Origin of the sequence: Modicisalibacter muralis, assembly GCF_900102945.1 — a bacterium.
GTDB lineage: Bacteria > Pseudomonadota > Gammaproteobacteria > Pseudomonadales > Halomonadaceae > Modicisalibacter > Modicisalibacter muralis.
Genome location: NZ_FNGI01000013.1, coordinates 24,491 through 39,444 on the forward strand (window position 1 = coordinate 24,491; position 14,954 = coordinate 39,444).

Below are 14,954 nucleotides of genomic sequence, written 5' to 3' on the forward strand. Positions count from 1 at the left end.
CGCCAAGGACAATCTCTGGATCACACTCAAGAAATGGTATTTTTACGGTATTATCATCATCTGGTTCTAAAAAAATGGCCTAAACTAAGTACTTTTACTACATGACTTGGCGAATCTAGCACTGCACTCAGTCCACCCACTACACGGAGCCCTCATGCCACGCCCTGCCCCCGAGATTCTCGCCTTCGGCGAAGCCATGACGCTGTTCGTCGCCGAAACGACCGGCGACCTAGCCGATGTCCAGCGCTTCGAGCGTCGTATCGCCGGCGCCGACACCAACGTCGCCATCGGCCTGGCGCGACTGGGCTTCCATGTCGGCTGGTTGAGCCGGGTCGGCGCGGATAGCTTCGGTCGTTATATCCAACGCACGCTCGAAGCCGAAGGCATCGATTGCCGGCACCTGCAACGTGACGAGCAACATCCCACCGGGCTGGTGTTCAAGGCGCGTGCCGAGCGCGGTGAAGACCCGCATGTGGAGTACATACGGCGTGGCAGCGCGGCCAGCCATTTATGCCCGGAAGATGCCGCCGACGTCGATTTCGGCGCCGCGCGTCACCTGCACGCCACCGGCATTCCTCCGGCGCTTTCCGCCAGTGCCCGTGAGTTGTCATTGCATATGCTCGAACGCGCCAGGGGCGCCGGGGCCAGCGTCTCGTTCGACACCAACCTGCGCCCCAGCCTGTGGCAGAGCGAACGGGTCATGTGCGAGACCATCAACGCCCTGGCCGCCAAGGCCGACTGGGTGTTGCCCGGGCTCGCCGAAGGCCAGCGCCTGACCGGCCTGGAAACGGCGCATGACATCGCTGGCTTCTATCTCGATCAGGGCGCCCAGGCGGTGATCATCAAGCTTGGCCCGGAAGGCAGCTATTACCGCAGCCAGGCGGAAAGCTTTACCGTGGACGGTTTCAGGGTCAGCGAGGTAGTCGATACCGTCGGCGCCGGCGACGGCTTCGCGGTGGGCGTGGTCAGCGCGCTGCTCGATGGCTTGTCGCCACGCGCCGCGGTACGTCGCGGCAATCTGATCGGCGCCCAGGCGGTGCAGGTACTCGGCGACATGGAAGGCTTGCCCAGCCGGGAACATCTGAACGCGCTCGAAGCCGCTCTACCATCGCTGGACTGAGCCACATCAACCGGGAGTTTCATGCATGACCAAGCGTATCGTCGCCTTTCGCCGCCTGAACGAACGCCACCTCGCCGAGTTGCGCGAGCAGTTCCACGTCGACTACTTCCCCGAGCTCGCTTGCGTCGACGATCCGGGCTTTCGCGAAGCGCTGGCCGAGGCCCATGGGCTGATCGGCACCAGCGTGAAGATCACCCCGGAGCTACTCGACAAAGCCCCCCACCTGGAAGCCATCGCCACCATTTCGGTGGGCTACGACAATTACCCCGTCGACGAGTTGACCCGTCGCAACATCCTGCTGTGCAACACGCCGGACGTACTCACCGAGACCACCGCCGACACCGGCTTCGCATTGATCATGGCCACGGCCCGCCGGGTGGTGGAGCTGGCCGAGTTCGTCAAGCGCGGCGACTGGCGCGAGAGCATCGGCGCGGCCCATTACGGCAGCGACGTGCACGGCAAGACGCTGGGCATGGTCGGCTTCGGGCGTATCGGCGCCGCCGTGGCGCGGCGTGGCGCGCTGGGCTTCAACATGCGCGTACTGTATTCCAACGCCTCGCCCAAGCCGGAGCTTGAGGCCGAGCTCGGCGCACGGCGCTGCGAACTCGACGAGCTGCTCGGCGAGGCCGATTTCGTCTGCGTGACGGTACCCTTGACACCTGAAACCACGCATCTGTTCGGTGCCATGCAGTTCGCGCGCATAAAGCAGGACGCCATCTTCATCAATATCGCTCGCGGCAAGGTGGTCGATGAGCCGGCGCTGATCGCGGCACTCGAGACCGGACAGATACGCGGCGCCGGGCTCGATGTGTTCGAAAACGAACCGCTGCGCGCCGACTCACCATTATTGCGCCTCCCCAGCGTGGTGGCCCTGCCGCATATCGGCTCGGCGACCCATGAAACACGCACCGCCATGGCTCAACGTGCAGTGGACAACATCACCCTGGCCCTGAATGGTGAGCGGCCGATCAGCCTGGTAAACGATCAAGCGTGGAAACAGCGGACCTGAAAATCTCCCGGGATTGCGCTACAGTTAAAAAACAGTGTTCAATAAGTGTGTAAATTCACGCTCAATGCTGGGCTCTTCTTGCCGATAACTGTAACAATAGCGCCGCAAGTCCCGGTTGGCCGAAAGAGATTTTCATCATGTCGCAGCTCTGTCTGCTTTTCGATTGTGATGGCACCTTGGTAGATAGCGAACCTTTGTTGGCCGAAGTGATGGCCGACACCCTGACTCGCGCCGGCTTGCCTTTTGCCGCTCGCGAGTACATGGAACGCTTTCGTGGCGTACGCTTCATGAATATCGTCGCCGAGCTCGAGCGACGCCATGGGGCGCTGACCGACGCGGTGCGCGACGCCGCCGAGATCGAAATGCGCCGCACCCTGGCCGAGCGCATGCTGCGCGAACTGCAACCCATCCCCAACGTGCGCGATACCCTGGAGACGCTGGGCGCCTATCCGCGCTGCGTCGCCTCCAACGGCCCCGAGCACAAGATTCGTACCGCGCTGGACAGCACCGGCCTGCGTCCCTTCTTCGACGATCGCCTGTTCAGCGGCTATACCCTGAACTCCTGGAAACCCGATCCCTGGCTGTTCCTGCACGCGGCACGCACCATGGGTTTCGCTCCCGAACATTGCGTGGTCATCGACGATGCCGCGGTCGGCGTCGCCGCCGGGCTCAAGGCCGGCATGCGCGTGGTGCATATCAATCGCTTCCCGGATGCCGAAACCACACCGAGCGGCGCCATCTGCATGACCGACATGAGTCAATTGCCGGGTATCGTCGCGCAGTTGGATCAGCTCGAAGCCATCGCCAGATAAGCCCTGGGTCGTTATCATCGACGCTCATGGTTTGCCGACAGGAATCGGACATGGCGTCCCTTCAAGATCAGCTTCGCGGTCTCGTGTATTCCACCGAACATGGTGAAACCTGCCCCGCCTGCCGCCGCCCCTTGGCCGACTGCGAATGCGCCGATCGTGCCGAAGCCGAGCGCCTTGCCGCGCTGGACGGCGTGGTGCGCATTCGGCGCGAGACCAGCGGTCGTAAAGGCAAGGGCGTGACCACCATCAGCGGCGTGCCGCTGGCCAGTGACGAGCTCAAGACGCTGGCCAAGACGCTCAAGAAGCGTTGCGGCACCGGTGGCGCGCTCAAGGACGGGATCATCGAGATTCAGGGCGATCACCGCGAGGTGCTCAAAAGCGAGCTGCAAGCGCGCGGCTATACGGTGAAACTCGCCGGAGGCTAGTCGTCAGCGCCAGGAGTCCTGCATGTCACCGCGCCATCATTCACGCAGTCGGTTTCTCGCATTCGCGCTGCTCGCCCTGGTGTCGATCGGCCTGAGCGCCTGCATGAGCGGCCCGCGCCTAGTCAGTCTCGACGCCACGGTCGTGCCCGCCGAGCCACTCGACCTGCCGCCCGGCGCGCAGCTGACCGTACGTCTGGAAGACGTTTCGCGGGCCGATGCCGGCGCCGAGATCATCGCCGAAAGCACCTACACTCGCCTCGGCCAGGGCCCCATTCCGGTGGTGCTGCGCTACACCGCCGGCGCTATCGATGCCGGGCATCGCTATGCGCTACGCGCACAGATTCGCGTCGCTGGCGAGCTGACCCACGCCTCTAACCGCCATGTCGCGGTACTGATCGGTGACGCCCCCGACGATGGCGTGGTCATCCCCATTGAGGGCGTACGTCGCTAGCAGGACTCGCCGCTTGAAAAGCCACCCTTGAAGCACCACGCTGAAAAACAGCATATGGAAAGCTCGGACGGTCAGTCTCGAGCGGCAGCCTCAAGGAGCGAACTCATGCAGACTCTGGATATCGCCGATACCGGTATCAGCGCATCGCGTATCGGTCTGGGCACCTGGGCTATCGGTGGTGCGATGTGGGGTGGCAGCGACGATGCCGAGGCCATCCGCACCATTCACGCGGCTCTGGATCGCGGAATCACCTTGATAGATACGGCCCCGGCCTACGGCTTCGGGCATTCCGAGGAAGTCGTCGGCAAGGCCATCGCCCAGCACGCTCAGCGCGACAAGCTGGTGCTGGCCACCAAGGTGGCGCTGGAATGGCAGGAAGGCGACAGCGGCGTGATACGCAGCGCATCGGCGGCGCGTATCGAGAAGGAAGTCGAGGATTCACTGCGCCGACTGGGCATCGACGCCATCGATCTCTATCAGGTTCACTGGCCCGACCCCAGGGTACCCATGGAGGAAACCGCGCGCAGCATGGAGCGGCTCTACCGCGATGGCAAGATCCGCGCCATCGGCGTCAGCAACTTCACCCCCGAGCAATGCGACGCGTTCCGCCAGGTGGCGCCCCTGCACAGCGTGCAGCCGCCACTCAACCTGTTCGAGCGCGAGGCCGAGCGCGACATCATCCCCTATGCCAAGCGCGAAGGACTGGCCATGCTCACCTACGGCGCGCTGTGCCGTGGCCTGCTGACCGGCAAGCTCAAGGCCGATTCGCACTTCAACGGCGACGACCTGCGCAACGTCGATCCCAAGTTCCAGCAGCCCCGCTTCGATCAGTACCTGAGCGCGGTCGACGCCCTGGATCGCTTCGCCCGCGAGCGCCATGGCAAGGATGTCCTGTCACTGGCGATACGCTGGCTGCTCGATCGCAATGCCAACGGCATCGCCCTGTGGGGCGCGCGGCGCCCGGCGCAGATGGAACCGATCGACAGCGCGCTGGGCTGGCAGCTTGGCGACGACGACATGGCCGAGGTCGACCGCATCGTCGACGAGCACGTAAGCGACCCCGTCGGCCCGGAGTTCATGGCCCCGCCAACGCGAGAATGAGGCGCGTCCTAGCAAAGCGACGCCGCCAGTGCTTCCAGGGTCGCGCCCGTCGGCGCCTCGAGCTTCAAGGCGTAAAGGTCGTCGGCGCGGGTGAGCCCGCGGTTCAGGCAGGCGATCGGCTTGGCGTCGCGCGCGGCCTGACGCACGAAGCGCAAGCCGGAATAGACCATCAGCGACGTTCCCACCACCAGCAACGCATCGGCCTCTTGCAACGCCGCGAAGGCCGCTGCGACTCGCGAAGGCGGCACGTTGTCACCGAAAAACACCACGTCGGGCTTGAGGATGCCATCGCCGCAGCGGGCACAGTCGTTGACCCGGAAGCGCGAAAAATCCAGGCCGTCGAGATCGGCATCGCCGTCCGGACCGACGGCGGCCTTTACGCCATGCCAATCGGGATTGCAGCGTGCCAGCTCGGCATGCAGGTCGTGGCGCATGCGCAGCGCATCACACCCCATGCAACGCACCATCTCGGCGCGCCCGTGCAGGTCGATCACGCGCTTCGAGCCGGCGCGCTGATGCAGGCCATCGACGTTCTGGGTAATCACCGCCGACACATGACCCAACGCTTCGAGACGCGCCAGGGCGCGGTGCGCCGGCCCCGGCCGTGCCGCTTCGATGGCCCGAAAGCCGATCAGGCTGCGCGCCCAGTAGCGCTGACGTGTCGCCAGGCTGGTCATGAAGTGCTGGTGCTGTACCGGCGGCGGCCGCTTCCAGGCGCCACGAACGTCGCGATAATCGGGAATGCCGCATTCGGTGCTGACGCCGGCGCCGCTCAACACCACAAGCCTGGGATGGCGCCGCACGAATGCGACCAGCGCATCCAGGCCGGCGGCCACCGACACCCCAACGGGTTCATTCGCTACGTTAGCGGTCATCATGCCTCTATGACTCTTCAACATCCTGAATTGTGCCGAGATGGCATTATCAACACTAAGTATTAGGGAAGCGCTGAATAAATCGACGAACCGGATGAAGCGAAAGGCGCACGGAGCACAAAAGGCGAGACATAACATGTGGTTAGGCGAGCCTTTGAGTACCGCGCAACGCAGCGATTCGCCGGTGCAGACATTTATTCGGTGTTTCCTTAGGTTAGCATCGCATTCATGACGCACACTGGGCCAATGGCGCATGGCCCACGACGACACCCTTGGCTAGAATAAGCCTTTCTTGAACTACCGAGAGCGATGCCTGCGATGGCCTGGCTAGAGTACCTGTTACCGCTGATCTTCCTGGCCCCGCTTGGGGCCACCGCGGTCGTTGTACTGGCCCTGCGCAACCTGCATGATGCCCGCGTTCGCTCGCCGTTCGACGCCCATACGCTGCGCGAGCCCGGCCAGGCATTGCGCGATCGTCTCGACCGCGCCTTCTCCAGTCTGTTCCTCAACGGTGCGTTGGGTCCCATCGTGGTTCTTGCGCCGCTGGTCTACGGCATGGGCCGCATGCTGTTTTCGTATCATCAGAACTGGCTGGAATGGGCGATCTACGGCCTATTGTGTTCGGGTCTGGTGCTGCTGTTCTGTTTCCTGTTGATGCGCGATTTCCAGCGTATCACGCGTCTCAAGCTGGGGTTGGCCTGCGAACTGGCGGTCGGCCAGGAGCTCGAGCGGCTGATTCACCCCGAGGCACACCCCTATTTCGTCTTTCACGACATTCCCAGCGACACCTTCACCATCGATCACGTGGCGGTAACTCCCTATGGCGTGTTCGTCATCGAGACGCGGGCGCGCACTCATCCGCTGGATGCCAACGGTAACCCCCAGCGCATCGTGGCCGTGGAACGCGAGCGCCTGCGCTTTCCCGGCTGGAGCGAGCGCCAGCCGTTGCGCAAGACCCGCCAGGCCAGCGGCTGGATGCGCCAGTGGTTGGGTCGCGAATGCGGCGTGGAAGTGCCGGTGCGCGGGGTGCTGGTACTGCCCGGCTGGGAGATCGACCTGGAGCATCCGCCCAGCGACCTGCTGATAGTCAATGGCGAAGGTCTCGCCAAGCTGCTCGCCGAGTCACGTCTCGGCAAATTCGACGATGCCGCGCACGATCGGGTCACCCACGCGCTGACCCGGCGCGCGGCGTTGCTCGACGGCCGCCGCCGCGAGCGCCCCTCGATATAGCCTATTGTGCGGCGACCAGGTGTACGCGCGTCGCACAACGCCCACGCCGCAGCGCCGTCAGGCTGGCCGAATCGGGAAAGTCCTCCACCTGCTCGGCATCGATACCGATGCGCACCTCGGTCAGCACACGATTGCCGCGCCCGCCGCACTTCAGGCTGAGCGCGCGCCCCGTGCCGTCGCCGAAGGCCGCCTCGAAGGCATCGATCAGCGCGTTGCGAGTCACCTCGTCACCCTGGTGGATCATTAGGAAATCGACGAAGGCGCTGGCGTTGACCGCTTCGAGCAGTTCCAGCGCAGTGGAAAAATACGCCTCGGCGGGCAACGCCAGGCAGGCGGCATGCTTGGCGTACTCGTAACGATCGAGGCAACTCGCTCGCCCCGGCATGGCGTTATCCAGCCTGTCGTCGAATGGCTCGGGAAAGTCGAAGGGCGCATGCGCGCGACAGAAACTGCCATCGGCACGCGGCTCATCGAGAAAACAGCCCTGCGACCACCAGCGCTGACGTGTCACGCCGCGCTCGGCGAATCGCTCGGGCAACGAGGGCCACAGGCCGTGCAGCACGAACCCCTGCGCCGCGCCTTCGCGCAGCGACGCCTCGCGACATTCCCGGGGCGGCTCGCGGCGCGTCTCGCAAAAACCGGCATGCCAAGTCAGCGCCAAGGTGTAGTGATCGAAGCCCTCGGCATCGAGCTCAGCTTGGGGCGTTGTATCGGCGGAGATGGGAATGGCAGCGATGCACAGCCATGTCACGAACAGCCAGCCAATACCGCGATACGCCAACAGTCGACCAACACTTCGCAACACACCATCTCCCCCGCTTTTAGCTTTATGCAATCAATCCGCCCTGAGTCGCCCACCCATCTCCTGGGCCAGATCGACCGCGTAGTGGTCGGTCATGCCGCCGATAAAATCGAGCATGCGCCGGTAACTGTCGTAGAGCGTCCATGACGGGCGCGGGGTATTCTCGCCAATCAGCGCCAGCACGCGCTGGTGCTTGAACGTCGAACGCCCCTGGTAATGCAGTTCATGGGCGGCGCCGATAAAGGCTTCGAGCAGAATGCCCAGCGTCGTGTAGGCGCCAATCTCCAGCTTGGCCTTGCGCTCATTCTGGAAGATACGCTCGCGGGCCAACTGCTTGGCGGCGCTCACCCCCCAACCGAGATCGGGATGGCATAGTTCAAGCAGATCGTCCTGCAACGCGCCATTGAGCAATTCGCTTTCATGCTGGACGAATACCGCGCCGACGTCGTTGACCGCGCGTTCCATCGCCGCCCCACGCAGCGCGGCGATACGCCGTCGCTGCGACACGCCTTCGCGCTGCATCAGTGAATATTCCTCGGGCTCGCCGCCGGCAATCTGGATCAGCACGTCGGCGACCTCCTCATAGCGCAGGATGCCCATTTCCAGGCCATCCTCGAGATCGAGCAGCGCGTAGCAGATATCGTCGGCGGCCTCGACCAGATAAGCCAACGGGTGCCGGCACCAGACCCAGTCGCCACGCGAACGCAGCCCCAGGCGCTCGGTCACCGCGGCGAGCAGATGTGTTTCCGACTGATAACACCCGAACTTGCCGGCACTACCGCCGTGCTCCACCGTCCATGGATACTTGAGCAGCGTGCCCAGCGTCGCCGCCGTCAGGCGCATGCCACCCTTGAACTGGTTGTACTCGATCTGGGTGACGATACGAAAACCCTGGGCGTTGCCCTCGTAGGTCAGCAGGTCGGCGCGCTCGGTAGCGGACAGCCCATCGAGCAGCCCGCTGCCGTCATTCTCGGCGCGCTTGAACCAGTCGCGAATGGCGTATTCACCGGCATGGCCGAACGGCGGGTTGCCGATATCGTGGCCCAGGCAGGCGGCCTGGACGATCACCCCGAGATCCGCCGGGGTGATCCAGCTCGGCAGCCGCTCGCGCAGACCCTCGCCGACAATCATCCCCAGGCTGCGGCCCACGCAGCCCACCTCCAGCGAATGCGTCAGTCGGGTGTGGATATGGTCGTTGTCGGTGAGCGGATGCACCTGGGTCTTGCGTCCCAGGCGCCGGAACGACCCGGCAAAGACGATCCGGTCATGATCCTTGTGGAACGGGCTACGGCCGACCTCGTCGCGCGCGGCGCGCGGCTTGTCGTTGAGCCGGTGAGGGTCGAGCAGCCGCTCCCAATGCATCTGTGTCATTACGCTCTCCTGGGGACAAGCCGCGATCTTGCATCATCCCGCTACGCTACCAGACGGCCGCGACACAATCGCCTGTCTTTCACGCTGAGTCGCCAAGTGGGGCTTTTTGCAACAACTGCATGTAATAAATGACGTCAATCCGTGTAGGAGATTGACTACAAACACCTGTAGGAAAAAAGCCATGCCAAAAGTCTAGATTCGTAATTTTCAGCTTGAGTGCAATTTTTTCCGTTGCATTTTCATATACCTAATCAACAGCTTTTCACAAATCCGTCTCTCGTGTCTTAAAACACTTGTTTGCCTACGGGCTATTCCCGGCCCCGCGCGCAGTGATACATATCCCGCCCACACAACGAGAGCGCTTCGTCATTCGTTCTCGACGCCAAGGACACGCCACGCGATTGACCAGCCTACTGGTCGATCTTTTGCGCTTGTTAATTCAACGATCCCGCCGACGTAGACGTGGGGTTCGAATCGCACGCCAGGGGGCCAAACATGGCAAAGGAAGGAACGGTTGCGCCGAAAGAGCGCATCAACATCAAGTACGTGCCGGCCACCGGCGATCAACAGGCCGAAACCGAGCTACCGCTGAAACTGCTGATCGTCGGTGACTTCAAGGGCAGCGAGGAGGCCGCCCCGATCGAGGAGCGTGAAGCGGTCTCCATCGACAGGAACAACTTTCATTCGGTGATGCGCGAGGCTGGCCTGACCCTGCAATCCGCCGTGCCCAACCGCCTGGAAGATCGCGCGGAAGGCGGCGAGACGCCCAGCGACATCGCCGTCAATCTCGAATTCAAGTCACTCGCCGACTTCGAGCCCGACAGCGTGGCGCGCCAGGTTCCGGCGTTGCGCCAACTGGTCGAGCTGCGCGAGGCACTGGTGGCGCTGAAAGGCCCGCTAGGCAATGTCCCCGCCTTTCGCGAGCGGCTACAGAAGCTGCTCGAGAATGACGACGCCCGCAACCAGTTGCTGGCCGAACTGGAAGGTCTCGACACGCCCGACGAGCGCACCTGATCACTGCCCACGCAACGCAATCGAGGCATAGCGTATGACCGATACGACACAACAACGCGACCAATCCAGCGAAACGCTGGAGGAACAATCCCTGCTCGACCAGGTAATGGCGCAGACGCGCATCACACCGAGCGATGACGGCTACGATATCGCCAAGCACGGTGTCGCCGCGTTCATCGGCGAACTGCTGAAGAGCGATCAGGGCTCGCCCAAGGTCAACAAGGGCGTGGTCGATCGCATGATCGTCGAACTCGACCGCAAGATCGGCGCGCAGGTCGACAGCGTCCTCCACGACCGGGAATTCCAGAAGATCGAGGCCTCCTGGCGCGGCCTGAAGCTACTGGTTGATCGCACCGACTTCCGTGAAAACATCAAGTTCGACCTGCTGCATGCCACCAAGGGAGAACTGCTCGAGGACTTCGAGTTCGCTTCCGAGCTCAGCCAGAGTGGCCTGTACAAGCATGTGTATAACGCCGGCTACGGCCAGTTCGGCGGCGAGCCGGTCGGCGGCATCATCGGCAATTACGACTTCTCGCCATCGACACCGGACATGAAGCTGCTGCAATACACTGCGGCGATCGGCGCGATGGCCCATGCGCCGTTCCTGTCGTCGGTCGCGCCGTCGTTCTTCGGCGTCGACAACTTCCAGGAACTGCCGAATATCAAGGACTTCAAGGCCATCTTCGAAGGCCCGAAGTACACCCGCTGGCGCAGCCTGCGCGAATCGGAAGACGCCCGCTACCTGGGCCTGACCGCGCCACGCTTCCTGCTGCGCATGCCCTACGATCCGGTCGAGAATCCGGTCAAGAGCTTCAACTACCGTGAAACGGTCAGCGAAGACCACGACCACTATCTATGGGGCAACACCGCCTACCTGCTCGCCGAGCGTCTCACCGACAGCTTCGCCAAGTACCGCTGGTGTCCTAACATCATCGGCCCGCAAAGCGGCGGCGCGGTAGAGAACCTGCCGGTTCACGTCTACGAAGCGCTCGGCCAGTTGCAGGCCAAGATTCCCACCGAAGTGCTGATCACCGACCGGCGCGAGTTCGAGATGGCCGAGGAAGGCTTCATCTCGCTGACCATGCGCAAGGGCAGCGACAACGCCGCATTCTTCTCGGCCAACTCGGTGCAAAAACCGAAGAAATTCCCCAATACGCCGGAAGGGCGCAACGCCGAGACCAACTTCAAGCTTGGCACGCAGTTGCCCTACATGTTCGTCATCAACCGCCTGGCGCATTACATCAAGGTTTTGCAGCGCGAGCAGATCGGCTCATGGAAGGAGCGCCAGGATCTCGAGCGCGAGCTCAACACCTGGATTCGCCAGTACGTCGCCGACCAGGAGAACCCACCCGCCGAGGTGCGCAGCCGTCGCCCGCTGCGTGCCGCCTCGATCCAGGTTTCGGATGTCGAGGGCGATCCGGGCTGGTATCAGGTGTCGATGGCGGTGCGCCCGCACTTCAAATACATGGGCGCCAACTTCGAGTTGTCGCTGGTCGGCCGACTCGACAAGGAATGAGCGGGGTGAGCCGTCATGCGTGAGCACGCCGCGGAGTTGACCGGTGTTCGCCTGTTCGAGCGCCTGACGACGCCCGAGCACGAAACGCCGAGCGAGCAACGCGAGCGACTGGCCGCGACGCTGGAGTCGATCAAGCGCCATCTCGTCGACCTGCTCAACAGCCATCCGGGGCACAGCGAATGCGCCCCGGAGCTGGGCCTTTTGGACTTCAACGACGCCACCAGCGGCGTGCTCGACCTGGAGCTCAATATCCAGCGCGCGATCCGCCAGTGCATCGAGCGTTTCGAACCACGCGTCTGCCGGGTGAGGGTCGAATCGTTGCCCGACCCCAACGACCCGTTGCAATTGCACTTCCATGTGCATGCCACCTTGGCGCTGGGGCGCGAGCGGACCCAAACCACCATCGACCTGCTGCTCAACGACAAGCGCTATCAGTGTCTGAACTGAGCCGTGCTTGAAACCGAGCAACGCCGAATCGAGGCCTGAATGCTGAACCGCTACTACCGGGACGAGCTCAACTTCCTGAAACGTCAGGGCCGGGAATTTGCCGAAGGCAATCCCGGCTTGAGCCGTTTCCTATCGGAGCGCAGTACCGACCCGGATGTCGAGCGGCTGCTCGAAGGCTTCGCCTTTCTCACCGGGCGCCTGCGTGAAAAGGTCGAGGACGAGTTCCCGGAACTCACCCATTCGCTGATCGGCATGCTGTGGCCCAATTATCTGCGCCCGGTACCCAGCATGACGGTGATGCAATTCACGCCCAAGTGGCACGCATTGAGCGCGACCCAATGCATCGCACGCGGCACCGCGGTTTTCAGCCCGCCGGTGGATGGCACCGTGTGCCGTTTTCGCACCTGCCATGACGTCGCGCTGCACCCGCTCGAACACGCCGGTGTCGAGGCCCAGCACTCGCGCGAGGCCTCGATCGTCGAACTCGATCTCGACGTGCACAGCGACCAGGCGCTCGACACGCTGGGCATCGACGACCTGCGCGTGCACCTGGGTGGCGACGGTTACACCGCGCGCACCCTGTATCTGTGGCTCAATCACTATCTGGCGCGCGTCGAACTGGACATCGATGGCGAGCGCCAGCGCCTGCCCAGGGGTTGCCTGCGCCCGGTCGGCTTCGCCGAGAGCCAGGGTCTGTTGCCCTACCCGCGCAACGCCTATCAGGGCTACCGGATTCTTCAGGAATACCTGAGCTTTCCCGAGGCCTTCCAGTTTTTCGATATCGCCGAACTGGGCCGGCGCCTGCCGGCTCGGCCAGGGCGCCGGCTCACCCTGCGCCTGGTGTTTTCCCGCACTCTGCCGGCCGATGCCAAGATCCGCGACGAGCATCTCTCGCTGTATTGCACCCCGGCGATCAACCTGTTCGAACACGACGCCGATCCCATCGATCTCAACGGCGAGCGCAGCGAATACCGGCTGCGGCCGAGCAGTCGCCGTCCGGCGCACTATGAGGTGTTCAGTGTCGACAGGGTTTCCGGCTGGCTCGAGAACGAGTCGGGCAAGACCAGTGGCGAGCCGCGCGATTACGTGCCCTTCGAGAGCTTTCAGCACCAGATCGAGCGCGACCGTGAGCGCAAGGCACTCTATTACCGGGTACGCGCCCGCGAGAGTCTGCGCAACGACGGCTTCGATCACGATATCGCCTTCGTGCGCGGCGACGAGCAAGCCTGCCTGGGATTGAACGAAACGCTGTCGCTGAAGCTGACCTGCTCCAATCGCGAGTTGCCCGAACGGCTTACCGTTGGCGATATCCACGTGCCCAGCGAAGACAGCCCGGCCTTCGCCGACTTTCGCAACATCACCCGGCCAACGCCGGCGTTGCGCCCGACGCTGGATGGCAGCCTGTTGTGGACACTGATCTCCAATCTGTCGCTGAACTACCTGTCGCTGCTCGATCGCGACGCGCTGTGCTCGGTACTGCGTGCCTACGATTTCCGCGCCCTGGTCGACCGCCAGGCCGAGCGGGTCTCGCAACTCCGCCTGGGTGGCATCCTGGATATCCAGACGCAACCCATCGATCGTTTGCATCGCGGCCTGCCGGTGCGCGGGCTGCGTTCGGTGTTGACCCTGGACCAGGACGCCTTCGGCGACGAGGGCGGGCTATACCTGTTCGGCAGTGTGCTGGCGCGCTTCTTCTCGCTTTACGCCAGCATCAACTCGTTTCACGAACTTCACGTTATCAACCGTCATAACCGCGAGCGCTACACATGGACCTCTCAGCCGGGCCAGCAGCCCCTGATGTAGCGCTTGCGCCCTTGATCGACGGGGCACGGCGCTACGAATTCTTCCAGTTGGTGGACCTGATCCACCGCCATCACGACGACGATATCGAACGCGGCGGCGATGGTGACGCGCGCATCCGCTTTCGCGCCTCGCCGTCGCTGGGTTTTCCCGGCAGTGATGTGACGTCACTCGTTGCGCCGCACCCCAATGCCTACGAGCTGGAGGTCAGCTTTCTCGGCTTGCAGGGCGCCCAGTCGCCGCTGCCCGGCTACTACATCGAGGCAGTCGCGCATGGCGCCGCTCACCGCGAGGGCGTTAGCGGCGATTTTTTCGACTTCTTCAACCATCGCCTGCTGACCCTGCTCTACCGAGGCTGGCGCAAGTACCGCCACTACGTGCGCCATCAGGACGGCGCGCGCGACGGCTTTTCCGCCACGGTATTCGCGCTGGTCGGCCTGGCCGACGCCGACTTGCGCGGCGAAACGCCCATCGACTGGAGCAAGATGCTGGCCTACGCCGGCCTGCTCGCCGGGCGTTCGCGCTCACCGCAGGTGGTCGAGGGGATCATCGGCCACTGCTTCGATCTTGGCGAAGTGGCCATCGAGGAGTGGGTCAAACGCTGGGTCGATATTCCCGAGGATCAGCGCAGCCGCGCCGGGCTCTCCAACATGTCGCTGGGCGGTGACGTCATCGCCGGCGAGCGGGTCGCCGATATCGGCGGCAAGTTCGTGTTGTGTCTCGGCGGGCTGAGCCTGGCGCGCTTTCGCGACTTCCTGCCCGACGGCTGCGAACACGCGCCGCTGCGCACCCTGGTCGATTTCGTGTTGCGCGAACCGCTGGCCTACGACCTCGAACTCGAGCTGCTGCCCAGCGAGGTACGCCCCATGCGTCTCGGCGACGGCGATAGCTGTCAGTTGGGCTGGACCACCTTCGTCAACCCCGGCGATGCTCCGCGACGCCGCCGGGTGCGCATACAGATGACCCGCTAATGCCTGAGTA

The 14,954-nt window shown here is 63.4% G+C and carries 15 protein-coding genes; 12 read left to right on the forward strand and 3 right to left on the reverse strand.

All coding sequences use genetic code 11. The features are described from left to right. Nucleotides 1–154 precede the first annotated feature (154 nt). The 6 genes from BLR92_RS17570 to BLR92_RS17595 all read left to right on the forward strand — a co-directional run bounded on the left by BLR92_RS17570 (nt 155) and on the right by BLR92_RS17595 (nt 4,918). The gene (locus BLR92_RS17570; protein WP_089730581.1) at nt 155–1,120 is read left to right on the forward strand and encodes a sugar kinase; all 966 of its coding nucleotides are present in this window, start codon (nt 155–157) and stop codon (nt 1,118–1,120) included. A 25-nt stretch (nt 1,121–1,145) separates the two neighbouring features. Then, nucleotides 1,146–2,129: a 2-hydroxyacid dehydrogenase gene (locus BLR92_RS17575; RefSeq protein ID WP_089730582.1), complete on the forward strand. Its 984-nt coding sequence runs from the start codon at nt 1,146–1,148 to the stop codon at nt 2,127–2,129. A 137-nt stretch (nt 2,130–2,266) separates the two neighbouring features. After that, complete coding sequence (locus BLR92_RS17580; protein ID WP_089730583.1) at nt 2,267–2,941, forward strand: HAD family hydrolase; 675 nt, start codon at nt 2,267–2,269, stop codon at nt 2,939–2,941. 50 nt (nt 2,942–2,991) lie between these two features. Further along, nucleotides 2,992–3,366, forward strand: coding sequence for a translation initiation factor Sui1 (locus BLR92_RS17585; protein ID WP_089730584.1), 375 nt, complete (start codon nt 2,992–2,994; stop codon nt 3,364–3,366). 22 nt (nt 3,367–3,388) lie between these two features. Further along, on the forward strand, nt 3,389–3,817 hold the full coding sequence (locus tag BLR92_RS17590; RefSeq protein ID WP_089730585.1) for a YbaY family lipoprotein: 429 nt from the start codon (nt 3,389–3,391) through the stop codon (nt 3,815–3,817). Between the two features lie 105 nt (nt 3,818–3,922). Next, a complete protein-coding gene (locus tag BLR92_RS17595) occupies nt 3,923–4,918 on the forward strand; it encodes an aldo/keto reductase (RefSeq protein WP_089730586.1) in 996 nt (331 codons plus the stop codon). An 8-nt stretch (nt 4,919–4,926) separates the two neighbouring features. On the opposite strand, the gene BLR92_RS17600 is transcribed toward BLR92_RS17595, so the two are convergent. Next, nucleotides 4,927–5,793 carry an NAD-dependent protein deacetylase gene (locus BLR92_RS17600; RefSeq protein ID WP_370659234.1) on the reverse strand — a complete coding sequence of 289 codons (867 nt, stop codon included), beginning with the start codon at nt 5,791–5,793 and terminating at the stop codon, nt 4,927–4,929. A gap of 318 nt (nt 5,794–6,111) precedes the next feature. On the opposite strand from BLR92_RS17600, the gene BLR92_RS17605 reads away from it, so the two are divergent. Then, entirely contained in the window at nt 6,112–7,023 is a 912-nt protein-coding gene (locus BLR92_RS17605; protein ID WP_089730588.1) for a nuclease-related domain-containing protein, read from the forward strand. A gap of 1 nt (nt 7,024) precedes the next feature. Here BLR92_RS17605 and BLR92_RS17610 read toward each other — a convergent pair whose 3' ends face one another. After that, nucleotides 7,025–7,828, reverse strand: a complete 804-nt coding sequence (locus BLR92_RS17610) for a ribonuclease T2 family protein (RefSeq protein WP_245704259.1) — start codon at nt 7,826–7,828, stop codon at nt 7,025–7,027. A gap of 30 nt (nt 7,829–7,858) precedes the next feature. Further along, nucleotides 7,859–9,196: a deoxyguanosinetriphosphate triphosphohydrolase gene (locus BLR92_RS17615; protein WP_089730589.1), complete on the reverse strand. Its 1,338-nt coding sequence runs from the start codon at nt 9,194–9,196 to the stop codon at nt 7,859–7,861. A gap of 495 nt (nt 9,197–9,691) precedes the next feature. Here BLR92_RS17615 and tssB point away from each other — a divergent pair, with 495 nt between their 5' ends. The 5 genes from tssB to tssG are packed head-to-tail and all read left to right on the forward strand — an operon-like array spanning nt 9,692 to nt 14,944. Further along, on the forward strand, nt 9,692–10,210 hold the full coding sequence (gene tssB / locus BLR92_RS17620) for a type VI secretion system contractile sheath small subunit (protein WP_089730590.1): 519 nt from the start codon (nt 9,692–9,694) through the stop codon (nt 10,208–10,210). A gap of 34 nt (nt 10,211–10,244) precedes the next feature. Continuing rightward, a complete protein-coding gene (gene tssC, locus BLR92_RS17625) occupies nt 10,245–11,726 on the forward strand; it encodes a type VI secretion system contractile sheath large subunit (protein WP_089730591.1) in 1,482 nt (493 codons plus the stop codon). Between the two features lie 15 nt (nt 11,727–11,741). Next, on the forward strand, nt 11,742–12,173 hold the full coding sequence (gene tssE / locus BLR92_RS17630) for a type VI secretion system baseplate subunit TssE (RefSeq protein WP_089730592.1): 432 nt from the start codon (nt 11,742–11,744) through the stop codon (nt 12,171–12,173). Nucleotides 12,174–12,212: 39 nt separating this feature from the next. Then, nucleotides 12,213–13,976, forward strand: coding sequence for a type VI secretion system baseplate subunit TssF (tssF, locus tag BLR92_RS17635; protein WP_089730593.1), 1,764 nt, complete (start codon nt 12,213–12,215; stop codon nt 13,974–13,976). Beyond that, nucleotides 13,940–14,944 carry a type VI secretion system baseplate subunit TssG gene (tssG, locus tag BLR92_RS17640; RefSeq protein ID WP_089730659.1) on the forward strand — a complete coding sequence of 335 codons (1,005 nt, stop codon included), beginning with the start codon at nt 13,940–13,942 and terminating at the stop codon, nt 14,942–14,944. The genes tssF and tssG overlap by 37 nt, the downstream gene beginning before the upstream one ends. Nucleotides 14,945–14,954: the final 10 nt, after the last annotated feature.

Excerpts from the sequence above, each read along its gene's own strand:
- BLR92_RS17570 (WP_089730581.1), top strand. The coding sequence starts at position 155 with ATGCCACGCCCTGCCCCCGAGATTCTCGCCTTCGGCGAAGCCATGACG.
- BLR92_RS17575 (WP_089730582.1), top strand. The coding sequence starts at position 1,146 with ATGACCAAGCGTATCGTCGCCTTTCGCCGCCTGAACGAACGCCACCTC.
- BLR92_RS17580 (WP_089730583.1), top strand. The coding sequence starts at position 2,267 with ATGTCGCAGCTCTGTCTGCTTTTCGATTGTGATGGCACCTTGGTAGAT.
- BLR92_RS17585 (WP_089730584.1), top strand. The coding sequence starts at position 2,992 with ATGGCGTCCCTTCAAGATCAGCTTCGCGGTCTCGTGTATTCCACCGAA.
- BLR92_RS17590 (WP_089730585.1), top strand. The coding sequence starts at position 3,389 with ATGTCACCGCGCCATCATTCACGCAGTCGGTTTCTCGCATTCGCGCTG.
- BLR92_RS17595 (WP_089730586.1), top strand. The coding sequence starts at position 3,923 with ATGCAGACTCTGGATATCGCCGATACCGGTATCAGCGCATCGCGTATC.
- BLR92_RS17600 (WP_370659234.1), bottom strand. The coding sequence starts at position 5,793 with ATGACCGCTAACGTAGCGAATGAACCCGTTGGGGTGTCGGTGGCCGCC.
- BLR92_RS17605 (WP_089730588.1), top strand. The coding sequence starts at position 6,112 with ATGGCCTGGCTAGAGTACCTGTTACCGCTGATCTTCCTGGCCCCGCTT.
- BLR92_RS17615 (WP_089730589.1), bottom strand. The coding sequence starts at position 9,196 with ATGACACAGATGCATTGGGAGCGGCTGCTCGACCCTCACCGGCTCAAC.
- tssB (WP_089730590.1), top strand. The coding sequence starts at position 9,692 with ATGGCAAAGGAAGGAACGGTTGCGCCGAAAGAGCGCATCAACATCAAG.
- tssC (WP_089730591.1), top strand. The coding sequence starts at position 10,245 with ATGACCGATACGACACAACAACGCGACCAATCCAGCGAAACGCTGGAG.
- tssE (WP_089730592.1), top strand. The coding sequence starts at position 11,742 with ATGCGTGAGCACGCCGCGGAGTTGACCGGTGTTCGCCTGTTCGAGCGC.
- tssF (WP_089730593.1), top strand. The coding sequence starts at position 12,213 with ATGCTGAACCGCTACTACCGGGACGAGCTCAACTTCCTGAAACGTCAG.
- tssG (WP_089730659.1), top strand. The coding sequence starts at position 13,940 with ATGGACCTCTCAGCCGGGCCAGCAGCCCCTGATGTAGCGCTTGCGCCC.